Source organism: Micromonospora sp. MGP-C2 (assembly GCF_057766525.1).
In genome coordinates, this window is record NZ_JBYMEN010000002.1 from 3,278,145 (window position 1) to 3,296,505 (window position 18,361).

Genomic DNA, 18,361 nt, shown 5'->3' on the forward strand with positions numbered 1-18,361 from the left:
AGGTGTAACAGTGACGTCCGCAGATTCCGCCTGGGGCATCGGCCTGGCCACGGTCACCGCCGACGAGCAGGTGCTCGACACCTGGTACCCGACCGGCAAGCTGGGCCTGGGTGAGCTGCCGCTGGTCTCCGGCGAGGACAAGGCGGACGTGCTCGACCTGCCGCCGGCCGCGCTCGGTGACCGGTCGCTGCCTGGTCTGCGTACCGTCCAGGTGGTCACCGTGATCGGCTCGCTGGACGACCCGATCAAGGACGCCTCCGACGCGTACCTCCGGTTGCACCTGCTCTCGCACCGCCTGGTGCGACCCAACCAGCTCAACCTCGACGGCATCTTCGGCAAGCTGGCCAACGTGGCCTGGACGTCCGCCGGGCCGTGCCCGCCGGAGCGGGTGGACGAGCTGCGAGTGATCGAGCGCGCGGCCGGCCGGCACCTGTCCGTGTACGGGGTGGACAAGTTCCCCCGGATGACGGACTACGTGGTGCCCTCCGGTGTGCGGATCGCCGACGCCGACCGGGTCCGTCTCGGCGCGCACCTGGCCGCCGGCACCACGGTGATGCACGAGGGCTTCGTCAACTTCAACGCCGGCACCGTGGGCACCTCGATGGTGGAGGGGCGCATCGTGCAGGGCGTGCTGGTCGGCGACGGCTCCGACGTCGGCGGTGGCGCCTCGATCATGGGCACGCTCTCCGGTGGCGGCACCGAGAAGGTGAGCATCGGCGAGCGCAGCCTGATCGGCGCGAACGCCGGTGTCGGCATCTCCCTCGGCGACGACTGCGTGGTCGAGGCGGGCTGCTACATCACCGCCGCGTCGAAGATCACTCTGCCGGACGGCCGGGTGGTCAAGGCCCGGGAGTTGTCCGGCGTCGACGGCCTGCTGTTCTGGCGCAACTCGGTGAACGGCGCGTTGGAGGCCCGGCCGCGCACCGGCCGGGGCATCGAGCTCAACGCCGCCCTGCACGCCAACGACTGACGGACCCGCCGGGTCCGCGGCACTCGGCCGCGGACCCGGACGGGGTACGCCTCAGCGCAACCGGTACGCCTGGATGACCCGTTGGGTCACGGTGTTGCCGGCGGTGTCCCGGGCGGTGGCCCGCAGCGACACGTAGCCGGGGCCGGCCGGGTGCCGCAGCAGCGCCGACCAGCCGTCGGTGGAGGTGCGGACCAGCTTCGCCTTGCTCCAGGTCTTCCCACCGTCGTACGAGACGTCGACAGCGAGCTTCTCCACCCGGGTGGCCGGAGCGCCGGGCTGCCGCTGCACGCGCACCGGGACTATGAAGCCCTGACCGGCCGGAGCGCTGTTGTCGACCCGCAGCTGCGGCGCGAAGCGCACCGCCGACAGGGGCAGTCGGGCCGGCGTCTCACCGGCGACGTGCCTCGACCGGAAGGTCCAGCTGGACTCCACCTCGGTGCTCAGGTCGGTGAAGCTCCGCTTCGCCGACGTGACGAGCCGGTAGTCCGCCGCGCCCGGTGGCACGGCGAACTCTCCGGAGCCGGCGTACTCACTCTCACCGACCAGCTTGCCGTTGCGCCACAGCGTGGTGTGCTCGCTGTCGGTCAGCGAGGCGCCCGGGTGCCCGGCCGCGTCGCTGAACATCGGCACGCCGACCAGGATGGTGTCGCCGACCCGGCTGACGCTCTGTTCCGGCCAGCGCGGTTTCGGGAAGGACGGCGAGTACGGCGCCTGGTTCCAGATCTCCTGCACCGTCCGCCCGGCCCGGTAGGCGGTGGGGACGGAGAAGAGCGCCGCCTGCACGTTCAACCAGCCTTCCTCGTCCCGCTTTCCGAAGTCGATCTCGGACTCCCACTGCACACCCTTGGTGTTGTAGTACTCGACCCGCTGGCCGGGCACGGTGGTGGGGAGGATCAGGGCGGAGCCGCCGACGTTGTACTCCAGCACGGGGAACACGATCCGCTCGGCCACCATGCCCGGGTAGTCACCACGGAACCGGTGCACGACGGTGGCCAGGTCCCGTCGGGTGTAGTCGCGGACGAACCCCGTGGGCATCCGGCCGGGGACCGCTTCGGCCAGCGCGTACAGGTACGGGCTGTTGGCCGTTTCCGCCGGGGTCCACTGGCTGCTGACGGTGGCGACGAACTTGTCGGCGGGGACCGGCTTGCCGATCTGACCGCTGGTCAGGCCGGTGAACGTCTCCGCCCAGAGCCCGACGCCGTACCCACTGCCGTCGTCGGCGGTGAAGTTGCCGCTGAGGTCGATCAGTTGCGGGACGGCGGTCCGGTCCGGCACTGTCGTCCGCACCGGCTTGGCCCGGCGAGCGTCCACGACGATGCGGGTGTCCCGCTCGATGGTCAGCACGGGCTGCATCAACAGGGACATCCCGGGCTGCTCATCGTCCGGTCCGGGCTCGAAGACGAGACCGCTCAGGCCGTAGTGGCCCTTGGGCACCCGAACGGTGGCCACCCCGTCGGAACTGACGAGGTCCCAGGAGCCATAGGTGTCCATCCCGAGCAGGAGGGTCCAGTGGTCCGCGGTGCGCGCGCCGGCGCGGTTCAGGTGCTCCACGGTGAGCGTGTAGCTCTCCACCTCCCGGTTCACGGCCAGCGGGGTGACCGCGACCGCCGCACCGGACCGGGCCACGATCCGCCCGGTCCAGTAACCGTCGGCGTCGCCGAGCCGGGTGTCCGTGGTGACGGTCGTGGCGGCCGTGCCGCCCGCCGGCACTGTGAGTTGGTTGGTGCCCAGGACGAACAGGCCGGCCGGTAGCGCGCGGCCGCCGGGGCCGGCGCCCTCGATGCTCAGGTCCACGGTGACCGGGGCCGGACCGTCATTGCGCCAGGTCACCGTGCGGGTGATCGGGGTGTCGTCACCGTGCGGCCAGAGCGTACGCCCGAACGAGATGCTCACCGGGTCGCTGGTGATCTGTTGGGTGATCGCGTGTGCGACGTCGACCCGCCCGGCACCCTGCTGGTACGCGGTCTGGTCCGGGTGTGGCTTGGCGGCGGCCATCAGGGTGGCCTTGAGCCGGTCGGCCCGCCATCCCGGGTGCTGCTGGGCCAGCAGCGCGGCCGACCCGGCCACGTGCGGGGTGGCCATCGAGGTGCCGGAGAGGGTGACGTAACGGTCCCCCACCGGGTCGCCGATGACGCCGTTGGCGGACCGAGCGGCGACGATGTCGACGCCCGGCGCGGTGATGTCCGGCTTCAACGCGTCGTCGCCGACTCGCGGTCCCCGGCTGGAGAAGTCGGCCAACTCGTCGTCGCGGTCCACCGCACCCACGGCGAGCCCGGCGTCGGCGCTGGCCGGTGAGCCGACCGAACCGTCCGAGCCGTCGTTGCCGGCGGCGAGGACGAACAGCGTGCCGGTCTGGGCGGTCAGGGTCTGCACGGCCTCCTCGACCGGGTCGACCTCCGGGGTGTCCCAGCCGCTGAGGCTCATGTTGACCACTGCGGCCTTCTTCTCCACCGCCGCCCACTGCATGCCGGCGAGGATCGCCGAGTCGGTGCAGCCCGCGTCCTCACAGACCTTGCCGTCCAGCAGCGTCGCGTCCGGCGCCACACCCCGGTACTTGCCGCCCGAGGCGGCGCCGGTGCCCGCGATGGTCGAGGCCACGTGGGTGCCGTGGCCGACCGTGTCCCGGGCGTCGGCGACCTCGGTGAAGTTGCGCGCCTCGGCCACCTTGCCGGCCAGGTCCGGGTGGGTCGCGTCGACGCCGGTGTCCAGCACGGCGACGGACACTCCCGCCCCGGTGAAACCGGCCGCCCAAGCGGCGGGCGCGCCGATCTGCGGCACGCTGTGGTCGAGGGTCACTCGTCGATGGCCGTCCAGCCAGATCCGCTCGACGCCCCCCGCCGCGTCGAGCCGGGCCCCAGCGGGACCGGTGGTGACCGTCTCCCAGACGGCGTCGAGGGAAGACTTGTCGCTGCTCAGTGCGGCGCCGCCAATCACCGGCAGGTCGCGGGTCACCCTCGTGCCGGGCAGAGCGGCCGTGGCACGCCGGGCGGCGCCCGTCGAGGCGTACGCCACCAGCAGCGGCAGGGTCTTGCGGTGGGCGTCGTCGTAACCCGCCTCGACCAGGCCGGTGACGTCGAAGAGTCGCCGGTCCACCCGACCCGAGCGCAGCAACGGCAGCGCGTCCGTCGGTGTCACAGTGAGTCGACCGCGCTCACGCTGAACCAGGAACTGCACGTCCTCGCGGCCGGCACCGCGCCGGACCGAGGCGCCTGAGGCGGTGACGGTGACCCGGTCACCGGTGATCAGCGTGACGGTGACCGAGCGGTTGGCGGTGGGTCCACCCGGAGTGGACTGTTGGTCGGTGCCACCCGGTGGGGCGGGCACGGCGGCTGCGGCTGAGACGGGAGCCGGCGCGGAGAGCGCAAGCGTGAACACGAGGCCGAGGGCGGCCAATCTTCTTCCCTGGTGCAACGGATCCTCCTCGTCAAGCGTCTTGATGGATGAGAGTCACATTGACAACCCAGAATTGCATACCGGGTATGCAGAATGAAGTCCTAAAAATGACGGACCCGCCACGAGCCGACGAACCGGGCCGGCATGATCGGGCGGTGACCTCCATGAAGGACAAGATGCTCGCCGGCGAGCCATACATCGCCGACGATCCCGAGATCATCGCCGACCTGGACCGCGCCGCCCGACTCATGGAACGCTTCAACACCAGTCCCGCAGCCGACCCACAGACCCGGATCGCGGCACTGGGTGAACTCCTCGGCGAACTGGGCGAGGACACCTGGATCCGCCCGCCGTTCTACTGCGACTACGGCTGGCAGATCCGGATCGGGCCCCGCAGCTTCGTCAACTACCAGTGCGTCTTCCTCGACGTCGCACCGATCACCATCGGCGCGGACGTCCAGATCGGACCGAACGTCCAACTGCTCACCCCGACGCATCCGGTCGAGCCCGGTCCGCGACGGGACAAGTGGGAGGCGGCCAAGCCGATCACCATCGGCGACAACGTCTGGCTCGGCGGTGGCGCGATCGTGCTGGCCGGCGTGAGGATCGGCGCGAACACCGTCGTCGGCGCGGGCGCGGTGGTCACCCGGGACCTACCGGCCAACGTGGTCGCGGTCGGCAACCCGGCCCGGCCGGTCCGCGAACTGGACTGACTGCAGCCGCCCTCGACGGGCCGGTCAAGCCGAGTCCGGCCCGGACGCCCAGGCCGCGCCGACCGGTCAGGCCGCCAGGGGCTCCGACAGGCGGACCACGAGATCGGCACGGTCGGCGGTGGGGGTGATGAGAGCCGCGTTCGACTCGTCGCTGCCCAACGCCCAGGCCCGCGCCTGCTCCGGTGATCGACCGTACGCCTCGTGCCGGGCCGTCAACCGGCGCTGGCGCAGCTCGGCGTCCAGGTCCAGGAACCACGCCTCGTGCAGCAGCGGCCGGATCTCCTGCCACGGGTAGTCCGGCAGCAGCAGGTAGTTGCCCTCGGTCACCACCAGCCGCACCGACGGCGGCACCTCGATCGCCCCGGCCACCGGCTCCTCCAGCTCACGCCGGAACTCCGGCGCATAGACCGAGGTCGGCTCCAGGCGGTGTAACCGGCGCAGCATCGAGACGTACCCGTTGGCGTCGAAGGTGTCCGCCGCGCCCTTACGGTCGGCGCGGCCCAGCCGGACCAACTGCGACTGGGCCAGGTGGAAGCCGTCCATCGGCACCAGGCAGGCGGTCGGCCCGACCTCGCGCACGATCAACTCGGCCAGCGTGGACTTCCCGGCACCCGGTGCCCCGGCGATGCCGAGCAGCTGCCGTGGGCCGGCCTCGGCCAGCACCAACGCCCGTCCCACCAGCTCGTCGACGGACAGCACCTCGGCCGGCGACATCAGTCGAGAACCGGATCGCTGATGGTGAACCGCGCCTGCACCGCCGCCTGCACGGTCTGCGGCTGCGGGTCCAGCTCAAGCTCCGGCGGGCCACCACCCGCGCCGCCACCCCCGGCGAACGCCGCCCGGGCGAACATCGGCCGGTCCGCCGGGCCGGTGTCGGCCAGCTCGATCAGAGCGGTGACCCGGGCGCCGAGCGCCTCCGCGTACTCCCGGGCCCGCAGCAGAGCGTCGCGGATCGCGGCGTGTCGCGCCTCGCGGTGCACGAGGCTGTCCGGACGAAGCTCCCACCACGGACCGCTCACCGAGACCTGGTCCTGGTCGGCCAGCCGGAGCATCAGCTCACCGAGGGCGGTGAAGTCGGTAACCGTGACCGTCGTGGTGACGCTGCCGAGCCATCCCACCACACGCTCGCCCGAGCGCTTGGTCTGCGGCCGGACCCACAGGTCGCCGGTCTCCCGTCGGGCCACCGCCGGCTCGGAACCGTCCAACAGCACCCGGACGGCGGCGGCCCGCTCGGCGAGCTGCGTCAACGTCGCCTCCCGATCCCGACCACGGGCCGTCACCGTGACCGCGAACCGGGCCAGCTCGGGCGGCACCTCCCGGGTCACCTCGCCGCGCACCTGCACCACCGGGCCGTCCATCGCCATGCCTGTCAGCCTAGTCAGCCACGGGGAGCCACGCGGTGTAGGAAACCGTCCCGGAGTCGACCTGACACCCGGTCAGGTGCCCGCCGACGTCGCCCACCCCGCGCAGCCAGGTCACCTCGACGTCGTGGTCGCCGTCGACCGCGAACTCCCGGGTCTGACCGGCCAACCGCCGACCCGACAGCGCCGACCGGGCCGCTCTCGCCTCCGCGTACCGGGCGATGAGCGCTGGCGCGTCGTCGGCCCGCAGGGCGGCGGCCAGCCCGTCCAGGAAGGCGCGGACCTCGTCCAACTCGTGCAGGACCCGGTCGCGGTTGCCGAGCAGCATGTTCGCGGTCCGCTCCGCCGGTGTGCCGGCGACCCGCGTGCCGTCGGAGAAACTGCCCGCCGCCAGCGTCAGCACCGCGTCGCGCAGCGTCGCCCGCTGCGTCGCCCCGGCCAGCGCGCCGGCCAGCAGGTGCGGCACGTGCGAGGCGAGCGCAGCCGCCGAGTCGTGTGCCGACGCGGACATCGGCACGACCCGGGCTTCGAACAGCTCCACCAGCAGCCCGGTCAGCCAGCGGAAGGCGTCGGTCGCGGCACCCGGCGCCGGGCAGAGCACCCAGGCGGCACCCGCCAGCAGGGTCGGCGAGGCGGCGGTCAGACCGGCGGACTCCGCACCGGCCATGGGGTGCCCGGGGACGAACCGGTCGGTGAGCCCGAGTCGGTCGGCCGCCTCGGCCACCTCGACCTTGGTGCTGCCGACGTCGGTGAGCACACAGCCGGGCGCGGTCAGCTCGGCCACCAGGGCCAGGGTGCCCGCAAGAGTGGGCAGCGGGCCGCAGAGGAACACCACGTCCCGCCCGGCCACGGCCTGCTCGATCGTGGCCGAGGCGACCACTCCCCGGTCCTGGGCCCGCTCCCGGGTCGCCGGGTCGGGATCCCATCCGACGACGTCCAGGCCGGCCTCGGCCAGGCGCAACAGCGCCGAGCCGCCGATCAGGCCAGTACCGATCACCGCCGCCCGCACCCCGGCGTACCGCCCGGTCGTGCCGTCGGTCATCGCCGGCCGCCCGGGGTCAGGCCCGCAGCCGGCCGGCGACCGCCGCGACATGCTCGTCGGACTCGGTCAGCGCAACGCGGACGTGCTGCCCGGCGGTGGGGCCGTAGAAGATGCCGGCGGCGACCAGGATGCCCCGCCGAGCCAGCCAGTCGACCGTGTCCCAGCAATCCTCACCTCGGGTGAGCCAGAGGTAGAGACCCGCCTCGGAGTGTTCGACGGTGAACCCGGCACCGGTGAACGCGGCCGCGAGCACCTCTCGCCGGGCGCGGTAGCGCTCCCGCTGCTCCTCGGCGTGGCGCTCGTCCTCCAGTGCCGCCACCATCGCCGCCTGCACGGGTGCGGGCACGATCATGCCGGCGTGCTTGCGGACCTTCAGCAGCTCGGCGACGAGCGCCTGGTCACCGGCGACGAAACCGGCCCGGTAGCCGGCCAGGTTGGATCGCTTGGACAGCGAGTGCACAGCGAGCACCCCGGCGTAACTGCCGCCGCTGACCTGCGGAGACAGCACCGAGACCGGCTCGGCCGACCAGCCCAGCGGCAGGTAGCACTCGTCGCTGGCGACCACCGCGCCGCGTTCCCGCGCCCAGTCGACCACCTTCTTGAGGTGCGCCGCGGGCAGCACCCGGCCGGTTGGGTTGCCGGGCGAGTTGACCCAGACCAACCGGACCCGCGAGGTCGGCCCGACCGAGGTGAGCGAGTCGGTACGAACGACGGTGGCACCGGCCAGCCGGGCCCCGTCCTCGTAGGTGGGGTACGCGATCGACGGCACCACCACCACGTCACCCGGGCCGATGCCGAGCAGAGTGGGCAGCCAGGCGACCAGCTCCTTCGAGCCGATGGTCGGCAGCACACCGAGACGGTCGACGCTGGCGCCACAGGCCCGGGACACCCACGCCGCGATCGCGGCCCGCAGCGCCGGCGTGCCGGCGGTCAGCGGGTAACCGGGAGCGTCGGACGCGTCAGCCAACGCCCGGCGGATCACCTCGGGCACCGGGTCGACCGGCGTGCCCATGGAGAGGTTGATCAGGCCCTCCGGATGCGCCGCGGCCAGGGTGGCCGCGGCGTCCAGGGTGTCCCAGGTGAACTCGGGCAGCCGCGACGAGACCGGCGCGGGCCGGTTCAGTGGCCCTCGCCGCGCGGCGGCTGCGCGGCGACGAAGGTGGCGTCCTTCTCCACCTTGCCGATCTTCGAGGCACCACCGGGCGAGCCCAGCTCCTCGAAGAACTCGTAGTTGGCGCCGGTGTAGTCCTTCCACTGCTCCGGGACGTCGTCCTCGTAGAAGATCGCCTCCACGGGGCAGACGGGCTCACAGGCACCACAGTCGACGCACTCGTCGGGGTGGATGTAGAGCATCCGATTGCCCTCGTAAATGCAGTCGACCGGGCACTCCTCGATGCATGCCTTGTCGAGCACATCCACGCACGGCTCGGCGATGATGTAGGTCACCGGTCTTCTCCTCCGCAAGACACGTCGCGATCTCCCGCGACGGTAAGAGCCTAGTATCTCGCCGGGGAGGGGGTCGATCGTGCTCCGACAGCAGGATGTGGGACACCGGATCGTGGTTCGCCGTATTGTGGGGATTCGCGAAGGTCGGCCGCTATTCTCCGATGCTCTCGGCGAGCTGGTGGAGCTGAGCGAGACTCATCTCACGCTGGCCACGGCGCACGGCCCGCTGCGGGTTCCGGTGACACAGGTCCACCGCGCCAAGCGGGTGCCACCGACCCGTCGGCCGACCGCGGCAGCAGTGGTGGCGCTGGAACGCGCCGCCGACGAGGCCTGGCCGGCACCAACGCGGGGCCGCATCGGTGACTGGCTGCTCCGCTCGGCGGACGGCTGGACCGGACGAGCCAACTCCGCGCTGCCGATCGGCGACCCGGACCGCCCGTTGGCCGCCGCCGTGGACGAGGTCGAGCGCTGGTACGCCGAGCAGGGCCAACCCGCGATGATCAACACGCCGCTCCCGCTCGCCGCACCGGTGGGCACCGAGCTGGACGCCCGTGGCTGGACCGCCCGCCCGCCGACACTGGTGCAGACCGCGCCACTCCCCCTGCCTGCGCCGTCGTCCGTCGACGCCCCACCCGCTGCCGGGCGCGTCGAGCTGGCCGATGGGCAGGCCGGCGCGGCTGGTGGGCAGGCCGGCCGGTGGGAAAGTGTGGTCGTTGAGCTGGCCACCGCGCCGAGCGAGGGGTGGCTGGCCGTCGCCGCCGGCCGCAAGGGCGGCCTGCCGGACGCCGCCCGGCACGTGCTCACCGCCGTGGACCAGGTCCGCTTCGCCCACGGGTACGTCGACGGCACGCTGGTGGCGGTCGGTCGGGGCACGGTGACCGGCCAGGGGCGCTGGTTGGGCCTCAGCCTGATCGAGGTGTCACCGGAGGCTCGCCGGCAGGGGCTGGCCCGCCAGGTGATCCACGAGCTGGCCGCCTGGGGCGTGTCCGCCGGTGCGACGCGCGCGTTCCTACAGGTCGAGCAGCACAACACCGCGGCGGTCGCGCTCTACCAGCGGCTCGGCTTCGTCACTCACCACACCTACCTGACCCGGGTCGCCCCGCACTGACCCCAACCACCCCTGGCGGCTCGACAGACGCCCCGATCCACTCGGCGTTCGCTGATCCACTCGGCTTTCAGGAAATCGCGGCATCCGCACGCCCGGACACCGCAGATTCCTGGAATGTGAGTCGATCACGGCCCGGACACCGCGATTTCATGGAAACGCGAGTCGATCACGGCGCGCACACCGGAGCGGCCCGGCAGGCGGACACCCGCCTGGCCGTACGCCTGACTGGTCGACCGGCTGCCTGGCGGCGCGTGGCGGCAGGGTCAGCGGCGTACGACGCGGCGGGGTTTCGCGGCCTTGACCTCGGCGTACCGCTTGAGCTGTTGCGAGCGGTAGTCACGTCCGAGTGCGGTGAGCAGCAGGTAACCGACCAGCACCCCGGCACCGGCGGCGAGCAGGTAGAGCCAGATCTGGGCGAAGAACGTCGCCGCACCGCCCGCGAACGGGTTGTGACCGACCAGCAGGGGCCCGACCAGCACGGTCAACAGCATCGCGACCAGTACGACGAGGGCCATGTCGGCTCCCCAGCCCGCCAGTGGCCGACGACGAGCCCAGCGGAAGGCGACCACGGCCAGGATCAGCCCGATCACCGCGAACATCGCCAGTGACACCCGGTCGGCTGCGGTGTCGTCACCCTCGAAACCGAACCGGATGATCAGTCGGGCGACCACGTTGACCGCGAACAGTGCTGCAACGAGCACCCCGACGTCACGCCACCGTCTGTCCATCGCAGGACCTCCTGCCGTACGCCCCGTCGCGGGGCCCGCATCTCTGGCAGGAATATTTACCACCCCTACCTGGGTGGCGTCATCAGCCGCCGAGCGTGTGTGGTGGGGCGAGGATCTGCCGGAAGCCCATCACCGCGAAGGTCATGGCGCCGGCGACGATCATCGCCAGGCCGACCCAGTTGTCGCCGGACAGCAGGAGGTCGCCTTCGGTGGTCCGGATGGCGCCCACTGCCATCAGCGCGAACCACGGCACCGCCGGCAGTGCGACAGCCCACCTGCGGCCGACCGCCTCGTACGCGAACCAGCTCAGCGCGATGTTGGCGCCGACCGCGAGAACGGCCGACACGCCGATCAGCTGCCCACCGACGCGGACCGTGGCGAGCAGCAGCTCCAGCACCCCGGTCACCACTCCGGCGATCACCACGACGATCGCGCCGACCAGCCGCAGGCCCAGGTCCAGCAGTCGCGGCGGCGGCCCCGCCGGAGGCGGGGTGTCCTGGTCGTCCACGACCGTCATCGACGCGGCGGGCACTGTCACCGGAGACCAGCCGCCGCGACCGGGGACCGGTCCGGGGCGGTCTCCTCGGGCAGCCCGGCGAAGAGGTCGTCCTCCCAGCCGTACGGCCCGGCGCCCGGGCCCTTCTCGCCGACGGCGAGGGTGAAGAACTCCACGCCCATGAACTCGCCGCCGAAGTTGCCGGCGATCGAGTAGAGCCACGAGTTGGCCGGGATCTGGGTGGCGTGCGCCCGCATCGCGGTTTCCTTGGCGAGGTGCTGGTCGGTGCCGTCGACGCGGGCGGCGATCTGGGCGTCCGGGGTGCCGAAGGGCAGGTCGGCGATGTCCTCGATGCCGCCGAACGGGTTGTCGGCGGACTCGGCGAAGTGGGCCATGCCGGCCTCCAGCACGCTGAGCGGCATGGCCGTCCAGTAGACCTTGAGCGGGGCGCAGCCCTCGGCGGCGGCCAGCTCGACGGCACGCATCGCCACCCGGTGCGCCTGGATGTGGTCGGGGTGGCCGTAGAAGCCGTTCGGGTCGTACGTGACCAGCACCTGCGGGCGTACCTCTCGCATGATCTCCACGAGATGCCCGGCGGCCTCGTCGAGGTCGGCCTGCCAGAAGGCCCGGGGGTGGTCGTTGGTCGCGAGCCCCATCATCCCGGAATCGCGGTAGCGGCCGGCGCCGCCGAGGAAGCGGTGGTCGCTGACGCCGAGCGCGGCGCACGCGGCGGCCAGCTCGGCGATCCGGTAGCCGCCGAGCTGGTCGGCCTCGGCGGCGGCGAGCTGGGCCAGCGCGGGCACGTGGATCTCGCCCTCCTCGCCGAGGGTGCAGGTCACCAGCGTGACGTGCGCGCCGTTCGCGACGTAGTGGGCCATCGTCGAGCCGGTGCCGATCGACTCGTCGTCGGGGTGCGCGTGGACCAGCAGCAGGCGGCGGTCGGGCAGCATCGTCACGACGGTCACTCTAACCGGCGTTCTGCTCCGGCCGACGCGGACGCGTCCGCCCAGGTCGGCCACATCACCTCCGGTCCGGCTCTACGATTTGGTCTGTGGACTTTCCGGAGCTGGCCGCCCGCACACGCCGGTTCAGCCACGGCGCGCCACGCGCTGTCTCCGTGGCTGACGACGGCTCCCGAGTGATCTTTCTGCGCTCCGCGGGGCCGGAGGACCCGGCGGACGCGCTCTGGCTGCTGGACGTGGCCACCGCCGAGGAGCGCCTGGTCGCCGACCCGGCAACGCTGCTCGGCGAGGGCGGGGACGTCCGGTCGCTCTCCCCCGGTGAGCGCGCGCTGCGGGAGCGGCTGCGGCTGAGCGCCGCGGGCATCGGCTCGTACGCGTTGGACGCCCCGGGCCGGGTCGCGGTCTTCGCGCTGGCGGGGCGGTTGTTCCGGGCCGATCTGGTGCACGGCGACGTGGTGGAGGTGGCCACCGTCGGCCCGGTGCTCGACCCTCGTCCGGACCCGACCGGGCAACGGCTGGCATACGTGACCGACGCGGCCGAGGGTGTCCGCCGGGGTGAGCTGCGGGTGATCGAGGCCGACGGCACCGACACCCTGCTGGCCGGTGAGGACGCCGGGGTGAGCTGGGGCCTGGCCGAGCACATCGCGGCGGAGGAGTTCGGCCGGTACCGGGGCTACTGGTGGGCGCCGGACGGGCGCATGGTGCTCGCCGCCCGGGTCGACGAGTCCCGCCTGGAACGCTGGCACCTGCACGACCCGGCCCAGCCGGCCAGTCCGCCCACCGCCGTCGCGTACCCCCGGGCTGGCGGGCCGAACGCCGAGGTCAGCCTGCACCTGCTGGACCTGGACGACGGCTGGGTCGACGTGCACTGGGACCGGGAGACCTACCCGTACCTGACCGCCGTCAGCTGGGTCGAGGGCAGCCCGTTGATCACGGTGCTGCGCCGCTCGCAGCAGCACGGGCTGGTGCTGGCGGTGGACCCGCGCACCGGCGAGACGCAGGTGCACGCGGAGCTGGCCGACCCGCGCTGGGTGGAGCCGATCGCCGGCACCCCGGCGCACCTCCCGGACGGCCGGGTGCTGGTCGGCGGGGAGTTGGCACACGACGGGTACGACGCACGGTGCCTGTTCGCCGACGGCACCCTGCTCACCCCGCCGTCGCTGTACGTACGGCGGGTGGTGGGTCGGCTGGCTGCGGTCAGCGGCCCGGCGGACCTGCTGGTGGAGGCGAGCGACGGCGAGCCGAGCGAGCGGCACCTGTTCCGGGTCCGCACCACCATCGGCGGTGGGGTGGACGCGCGTCGGCTCACCACCGACTCGGGCTGGTACACGGCCGCCGTCGGCGGGGACGTGCTGGCGATCGGTGTCGCGTCGCTGGACCATGCCGGGGTGCGCTGGACGGTGCGTCGCGGCGGTCAGGAGATCGCCGAGCTGCGGTCGTTCGCCGCGACTCCCCCGTACTCTCCGCTGCCGTTGCTGGAACGGGTGACCGACCGGCGGCTGCCGGCGGCGGTCCTCTACCCGGACAACCACGTGACGGGCCGGCGGCTGCCGGTGCTGCTGGACATCTACGGCGGCCCGGGGCACCAGGAGGTCGTGGCGGCGCGGGCCGCGTGGTTGGAGCGGCAGTGGTGGGCCGACGCCGGGTTCGCGGTGGTCACCATCGACAACCGGGGTACGCCGGGAGTGGCCCCGTCGTTCGAGAAGGCGATCCACCGTCGGGTGGCCGACGTGATCCTGACCGACCAGATCGACGCGCTGACCGCACTCGCCGGCAAGCACCCCGACCTGGACCTGGATCGGGTGGGAGTGCGGGGCTGGTCGTTCGGCGGGTGGCTGGCCGGGTTGGCGGTGCTGCGCCACCCGGAGCTGTTCAAGTGCGGCATCGCGGGCGCCCCGGTGACCGACTGGGCGCTGTACGACACCGCGTACACCGAGCGTTATCTGGGGTTGCCGGAGGACGGCACGGACGTCTACGCGCACCATTCGCTGGTCGAGATGGCCGCCGAACCGGTCACCGGCCCGGACCAGGCCCGCCCGTTGCTGCTGGTGCACGGTCTGGCCGATGACAACGTGGTGGCGGCGCACACGCTGCGGCTCTCCGCGGCCCTGCTGAGCGCCGGCCGCCCGCACGCCGTGCTGCCGTTGACCGGTGCCACGCACATGGCCGCGAACGGCACCGCCGAGCGCCTGCTGCCCCTGGAGCTGGACTTCCTCCGCACCCACCTGCTGTAGGCAGCGCCGAGCCCTCTGTCGAAGGGGCTCCAGGGGTTCTGTTGCCCACTCCGAAGATCGTGCGGGGGCCCTACAGTTCGGCGGCGGTGTCGAGGGCCGCAACGTCCGGTCCGGTCGAGCCGCCATACGTGGCGATCTTGTATTCGGTCGCCGCGAGGGAGAGGGTCAGCTCACGAATCCGGCGACGGATGATGTCGCGATGTTCAAGCAGCATGTCAAGCCGCTCGGGCACCGTGTCCTGCCCGGCGTCCACGAGCGCAATGTAGTGCTGTAGGTCGCGCATCGGCATCCCGGACAGCCGCATCCTGGTGAGGAACACCAGGCGCCGCACCGCTGCGGCGTCGTAGACGCGATGACCGTGGCCGTCACGGGCCACCTCGACCAGCCCGGCCCGCTCGTAGTAGCGCAGCGTGTGAGGCGTGAGGTCGAGGAGGTCGGCGACCTCGGCGATCGTCATCGACTCGTGGACGTCGGCCAGGTCGGTGAGGCGGTGGATCACCTCGACCGACAGCGGGCCGTCATCCTCGACCATTTCCAAGACCCTGGTCATCAGATCGTCGGTGGCCACGACATCACCCTAGATCGGCCGGACCGACGCCGGGACGCCGTCGAAGTCGGCGCTGCGGGCAGTCTCGGCCCACCGCTCGACCTCGTCCAGACCACGCCGGTACGCGCCCGAGATGCGCTCGACCGCTTCGCGCCCGAGCGGCAGACGCAGCGGCACCTCGTTGCTGTGTGCGAGGGACACGATGATCTCGGCCGCCCGCGTCGGGTCACCTTCCTGGCGGCCGTCGGTCCCGGCCATGTCCGCGCGGACGGCGGCGAGCAGATCACTGTAGGTTTCGGACGCCTCAGTGAATTCGAGTACGTCGGCGGCGTTGAAGTCGGTCCGGAACCGGCTCGGTTCAACGATCATCACGCGGATCCCGAACGGTGCGACCTCCCCGGCCAGCGCCTCGGACCAGCCTTCGAGGGCGAACTTCGACGCGGAGTAGGCCGATACGCCGGGAAACGCCATCCTCCCGCCCTGGCTGCTCATCTGCACGATCATCCCGTTGCCCCGGCTACGCATCGCGGGCAACGCCGCCCGCACGAGCGCGGCCGGGCCGAACAGGTGCAGATCCATCAACTCGCGCAGCTGCGCGTCGCTGACCTCCTCGACCGCTCCGACCACGGCCCGGCCCGCGTTGTTGACGAGAACGTCGAGCTGACCGAAGCGGTCGAGGGTGGCCCGCACGAGCGACGCCGCCGCAGCGGTGTCCCGGGCGTCGAAGTTCGCGACCAGAACGTTGTCGGGGTATCTGGCCGTCAGCTCGGCCACGCTGTCCGGCCGGCGTACCGCCGCCACCACCTGATCGCCCGCGGCGAGCGCCGACTGCGCCAGTGCTCGCCCGAAACCCCGGGACGCACCGGTGATGATCCAGGTCTGTGTCGTCATGGCGGCAAAGCTATGGCTTCGAGCGCGCGCGAACGCAACCGCGAACCGGCTGCGACGCAATCCTCTGGTCGATGCACTCAGGGGCGTGCGTCGTACTGGGTGCGGGCTTCGAAGACGCGGTCCATGTGCGTCTCCGCCCAGTTCTTGATCGCGATCATGACCGGGAACAGCTCATGGCCGAGCGGGGTGAGCGCGTAGTCGACGCGGACCGGAACCGAGGCGGTGACCGTGCGGGTGACGAGGCCGTCGCGTTCCAGGGTGCGCAGGGTCTGGGTGAGCATCTTCTGGCTGACGCCGGCGATGCGGCGGGCAAGCTCGCCGTGCCGCTGCGGACCGTCGACGAGCCCTGGGATCACCAACGCGACCCACTTGTCGGTGAGCCTGCTCAGCAGCTCACGGGTGGGGCACTGTTCCAGGAACGCGTCGTAGTCGCGTTTGGCCTGCTCACGACGTTGCTCCGCACTCGTCGTCGCCATGCCGCCTCCTTTGGGTGCCCTAGGCACTTCACGGTACCTACTTACTGACAGTGCCGATGATTCGTACGGTCGTGGTGATCAAAGAGGTCCCACGAAGGAGTCGGCGATGCGCGCAGTCAGCTATGCAGAGTTCGGAGGGCCGGAGGTCCTGCACGTGGCCGAGGTGCCGGTGCCCGAGCCCGGGCCGGGGCAGGTCCGGGTGCGGGTCGCGGCGTCGGTCGTCCATCCGGTCGATCTGATGGTCCGCTCCGGTCGGTTCCCGGCCCCGTTGCCGACGGGTCTGCCGTACACGCCCGGCTGGGACGTTGCCGGCAGCGTCGACGCGGTCGGCCCGTCGGTCGAGGAGTTCAGGATCGGCGACGAGGTCATCGGCTTCTCGCCGTGGCTGCAAACCAATGTCGGCGCCCACGCGGAGTACGTAGTCCTCGACGCCGCCTGGCTGACCTCCGCGCCCACCAGCGTCCCCGCCACCGAATCGGCGACCCTGCCGACCAATGGTCTCGCCGCCGCCCAGGCCCTCGACCTGCTCGCGCTCCCTGCGGATTCGACAGTGCTCGTCACCGGTGCCGCCGGGCAGGTCGGCGGGTTCGTCCTGGCGCTGGCCCGGACGACCGGTCTGCACACCACGGGACTCGCCGGACCCGACGACCGTGAGTTCGTCGAGTCGCTGGGCGCGGCGTTCCTGTCGCGCGACGACGATCCGACAGGGACGTTCGACGCGGTCATCGACCTGGCGGTGATCGGCTCCTCGCTGCTGGACCTCGTCCGGGACGGCGGCGGCTACGTGGCCGCGTCACCCCCACTTCGCCCGGAGCCGGTGCGGGAAATCCGGACCTTCGCGCTGGAGGTGCTACCGGACGGATCCCGGCTGGGCGAGCTGGTCAAACTCGTCAACAGCGGCGACATCCCGCTCCGGATCGCTGGCGTGTACCCCTTCGTCGACGCGGCGACGGCCCACGAGCGGCTGGCCCGAGGTGGCGTACGCGGCGGCGTGGTGCTCGTCCCCTGATCCGCAGCGAAGGCAGGGTCGTCGCGCTCCATGGAGCGCCCCCGCCACGCGACGATGCGGGTGTCCATGGGGATGCCCCCTTGGACGGTCAGGCGGAACCTGAGCTGCGTTTTGCGTGCGAAGGGGGCCTCCGTCGCCGCCGTTCAGTCCATCGACACGAGAACTGTCACTCGCCGCCGACATAATGCGTGACTGCGGTTCAACCCAAAGTAGTTGCAGATCGATCACTAGGAGCGAAAATGCCGGGCCGTTTCGTGTACTGGATGAACGTCTCCGTCGACCTGAAGATCGAGCAGGACGACGGCGAGGAGGGCAGCGGAAGTTGGCTTCGCATCGGCGGACCGCTGCATCGAGAATTCAACGCGCGGGCCCAGGCTCTGACGGCGATGATCCAGGGCCGGAGGATTTACGAGACCATGGAAGGGTTCTGGCCAGCCGCACGCCACGACGAGACACTGCCCGACTACCTCCGCGAGTACGGCGAGATCTGGACGTCGAAAGCGAAGCTCCTCGTGTCCCGCACGCGGGCCGACGCCACGCACAACACCCGGATCGTCGGCCGGGATGGCGATGCGATCGAGCAGCTCGCGCGATTCCGCGACGAGACGGACGGCGACATTGGCGTCGGCGGCGCCACTCTCGCCACGCATCTACTCCACGCGGGGCTGCTCGATGAACTCCTACTCTTCACCCACCCCGTCATTCTCGGTACAGGACGGCCACTGTTCGACGGACACGACAGGGCGACAGAACTGGACCTGCTTGAGCAAAGGTCGTTCGACGAGGGTGTCACGCTGCATCGATATGCCGTCCGCCGCCAGACGGCATGATCGGATGAGCGTTGAAGCGACGGACGCGGCCCGGCCAACCGAGCATGGGCCGCCTCCCGAGTTTCGGATCCAGACGGCCGACCACATGCTCAAGGGCGCCGAGTGGGACCGCACGCCGCAGGAGGAACCGTTCGGCCGGTACATGGAGCTGATCC

At 71.6% G+C, this 18,361-nt stretch carries 18 protein-coding genes and 1 pseudogene; 7 read left to right on the forward strand and 12 right to left on the reverse strand.

The genetic code is table 11. The features are described 5' to 3' along the window. Positions 1-10: 10 nt before the first annotated feature. A complete protein-coding gene (gene dapD, locus AC3CF1_RS14710; RefSeq protein ID WP_141911048.1) occupies positions 11-970 on the forward strand; it encodes a 2,3,4,5-tetrahydropyridine-2,6-dicarboxylate N-succinyltransferase in 960 nt (319 codons plus the stop codon). Positions 971-1,021: 51 nt separating this feature from the next. Here dapD and AC3CF1_RS14715 read toward each other — a convergent pair whose 3' ends face one another. After that, the gene (locus AC3CF1_RS14715) at positions 1,022-4,345 is read right to left on the reverse strand and encodes a S8 family serine peptidase (RefSeq protein ID WP_355161801.1); all 3,324 of its coding nucleotides are present in this window, start codon (positions 4,343-4,345) and stop codon (positions 1,022-1,024) included. A 173-nt stretch (positions 4,346-4,518) separates the two neighbouring features. On the opposite strand from AC3CF1_RS14715, the gene AC3CF1_RS14720 reads away from it, so the two are divergent. Continuing rightward, on the forward strand, positions 4,519-5,076 hold the full coding sequence (locus AC3CF1_RS14720) for a sugar O-acetyltransferase (protein WP_488450661.1): 558 nt from the start codon (positions 4,519-4,521) through the stop codon (positions 5,074-5,076). 66 nt (positions 5,077-5,142) lie between these two features. Here AC3CF1_RS14720 and AC3CF1_RS14725 read toward each other — a convergent pair whose 3' ends face one another. Genes AC3CF1_RS14725 through fdxA form a run of 5 tightly spaced genes read right to left on the reverse strand, consistent with a single transcriptional unit; the run spans position 5,143 to position 8,925 of the window. Further along, positions 5,143-5,790, reverse strand: a complete 648-nt coding sequence (locus AC3CF1_RS14725) for a nucleoside/nucleotide kinase family protein (protein ID WP_488450662.1) — start codon at positions 5,788-5,790, stop codon at positions 5,143-5,145. Further along, complete coding sequence (locus tag AC3CF1_RS14730) at positions 5,790-6,440, reverse strand: SIMPL domain-containing protein (protein ID WP_354982444.1); 651 nt, start codon at positions 6,438-6,440, stop codon at positions 5,790-5,792. Before AC3CF1_RS14730 ends, AC3CF1_RS14725 begins: the two co-directional genes overlap by 1 nt. Before the next feature lie 10 nt (positions 6,441-6,450). Then, positions 6,451-7,479 carry a prephenate dehydrogenase gene (locus tag AC3CF1_RS14735; RefSeq protein WP_488450663.1) on the reverse strand — a complete coding sequence of 343 codons (1,029 nt, stop codon included), beginning with the start codon at positions 7,477-7,479 and terminating at the stop codon, positions 6,451-6,453. A gap of 16 nt (positions 7,480-7,495) precedes the next feature. Then, positions 7,496-8,602, reverse strand: coding sequence for a succinyldiaminopimelate transaminase (gene dapC, locus AC3CF1_RS14740; protein WP_488452083.1), 1,107 nt, complete (start codon positions 8,600-8,602; stop codon positions 7,496-7,498). Then, entirely contained in the window at positions 8,599-8,925 is a 327-nt protein-coding gene (fdxA, locus tag AC3CF1_RS14745) for a ferredoxin (protein WP_091422126.1), read from the reverse strand. Before fdxA ends, dapC begins: the two co-directional genes overlap by 4 nt. Before the next feature lie 79 nt (positions 8,926-9,004). Here fdxA and AC3CF1_RS14750 point away from each other — a divergent pair, with 79 nt between their 5' ends. Then, positions 9,005-10,033, forward strand: a complete 1,029-nt coding sequence (locus AC3CF1_RS14750) for a GNAT family N-acetyltransferase (protein ID WP_488450664.1) — start codon at positions 9,005-9,007, stop codon at positions 10,031-10,033. Positions 10,034-10,296: 263 nt separating this feature from the next. Here the strand turns inward: AC3CF1_RS14750 and AC3CF1_RS14755 are convergent, their stop codons facing one another. The 3 genes from AC3CF1_RS14755 to mshB all read right to left on the reverse strand — a co-directional run bounded on the left by AC3CF1_RS14755 (position 10,297) and on the right by mshB (position 12,222). After that, positions 10,297-10,761 (reverse strand): hypothetical protein, encoded by a 465-nt coding sequence (locus tag AC3CF1_RS14755; protein WP_099848448.1) that lies wholly within the window; start codon positions 10,759-10,761, stop codon positions 10,297-10,299. A gap of 82 nt (positions 10,762-10,843) precedes the next feature. After that, positions 10,844-11,278 carry a hypothetical protein gene (locus AC3CF1_RS14760; RefSeq protein ID WP_210928375.1) on the reverse strand — a complete coding sequence of 145 codons (435 nt, stop codon included), beginning with the start codon at positions 11,276-11,278 and terminating at the stop codon, positions 10,844-10,846. Positions 11,279-11,295: 17 nt separating this feature from the next. Further along, positions 11,296-12,222: an N-acetyl-1-D-myo-inositol-2-amino-2-deoxy-alpha-D-glucopyranoside deacetylase gene (gene mshB, locus AC3CF1_RS14765; protein WP_488450665.1), complete on the reverse strand. Its 927-nt coding sequence runs from the start codon at positions 12,220-12,222 to the stop codon at positions 11,296-11,298. An 86-nt stretch (positions 12,223-12,308) separates the two neighbouring features. Between mshB and AC3CF1_RS14770 the strand changes: the two genes are divergently transcribed. Next, positions 12,309-14,453, forward strand: a complete 2,145-nt coding sequence (locus tag AC3CF1_RS14770) for a S9 family peptidase (RefSeq protein ID WP_488450666.1) — start codon at positions 12,309-12,311, stop codon at positions 14,451-14,453. 70 nt (positions 14,454-14,523) lie between these two features. Here the strand turns inward: AC3CF1_RS14770 and AC3CF1_RS14775 are convergent, their stop codons facing one another. From AC3CF1_RS14775 to AC3CF1_RS14785, 3 genes are all read right to left on the reverse strand, one after another. Beyond that, the gene (locus AC3CF1_RS14775) at positions 14,524-15,021 is read right to left on the reverse strand and encodes a MerR family transcriptional regulator (RefSeq protein WP_488450667.1); all 498 of its coding nucleotides are present in this window, start codon (positions 15,019-15,021) and stop codon (positions 14,524-14,526) included. Between the two features lie 9 nt (positions 15,022-15,030). Then, positions 15,031-15,891, reverse strand: coding sequence for an SDR family NAD(P)-dependent oxidoreductase (locus AC3CF1_RS14780; RefSeq protein WP_488450668.1), 861 nt, complete (start codon positions 15,889-15,891; stop codon positions 15,031-15,033). Positions 15,892-15,968: 77 nt separating this feature from the next. Then, entirely contained in the window at positions 15,969-16,367 is a 399-nt protein-coding gene (locus AC3CF1_RS14785) for a winged helix-turn-helix transcriptional regulator (protein WP_488450669.1), read from the reverse strand. Positions 16,368-16,473: 106 nt separating this feature from the next. On the opposite strand from AC3CF1_RS14785, the gene AC3CF1_RS14790 reads away from it, so the two are divergent. The 3 genes and pseudogenes from AC3CF1_RS14790 to AC3CF1_RS14800 form a co-directional block, all read left to right on the forward strand. Then, positions 16,474-17,376 carry an NADP-dependent oxidoreductase gene (locus tag AC3CF1_RS14790; protein ID WP_488450670.1) on the forward strand — a complete coding sequence of 301 codons (903 nt, stop codon included), beginning with the start codon at positions 16,474-16,476 and terminating at the stop codon, positions 17,374-17,376. 239 nt (positions 17,377-17,615) lie between these two features. After that, complete coding sequence (locus AC3CF1_RS14795) at positions 17,616-18,206, forward strand: dihydrofolate reductase family protein (protein ID WP_354982453.1); 591 nt, start codon at positions 17,616-17,618, stop codon at positions 18,204-18,206. 28 nt (positions 18,207-18,234) lie between these two features. Further along, positions 18,235-18,360, forward strand: a pseudogene (locus AC3CF1_RS14800) (MerR family transcriptional regulator); the annotation flags it as partial. Position 18,361 lies beyond the last annotated feature (1 nt).

Coding starts and splice junctions, on each gene's coding strand:
- AC3CF1_RS14790 (WP_488450670.1), top strand. CDS start 16,474: ATGCGCGCAGTCAGCTATGCAGAGTTCGGAGGGCCGGAGGTCCTGCAC.
- AC3CF1_RS14730 (WP_354982444.1), bottom strand. CDS start 6,440: ATGGCGATGGACGGCCCGGTGGTGCAGGTGCGCGGCGAGGTGACCCGG.
- AC3CF1_RS14780 (WP_488450668.1), bottom strand. CDS start 15,891: ATGACGACACAGACCTGGATCATCACCGGTGCGTCCCGGGGTTTCGGG.
- AC3CF1_RS14785 (WP_488450669.1), bottom strand. CDS start 16,367: ATGGCGACGACGAGTGCGGAGCAACGTCGTGAGCAGGCCAAACGCGAC.
- AC3CF1_RS14795 (WP_354982453.1), top strand. CDS start 17,616: ATGCCGGGCCGTTTCGTGTACTGGATGAACGTCTCCGTCGACCTGAAG.
- AC3CF1_RS14735 (WP_488450663.1), bottom strand. CDS start 7,479: ATGACCGACGGCACGACCGGGCGGTACGCCGGGGTGCGGGCGGCGGTG.
- AC3CF1_RS14755 (WP_099848448.1), bottom strand. CDS start 10,761: ATGGACAGACGGTGGCGTGACGTCGGGGTGCTCGTTGCAGCACTGTTC.
- AC3CF1_RS14760 (WP_210928375.1), bottom strand. CDS start 11,278: ATGACGGTCGTGGACGACCAGGACACCCCGCCTCCGGCGGGGCCGCCG.
- AC3CF1_RS14725 (WP_488450662.1), bottom strand. CDS start 5,790: ATGTCGCCGGCCGAGGTGCTGTCCGTCGACGAGCTGGTGGGACGGGCG.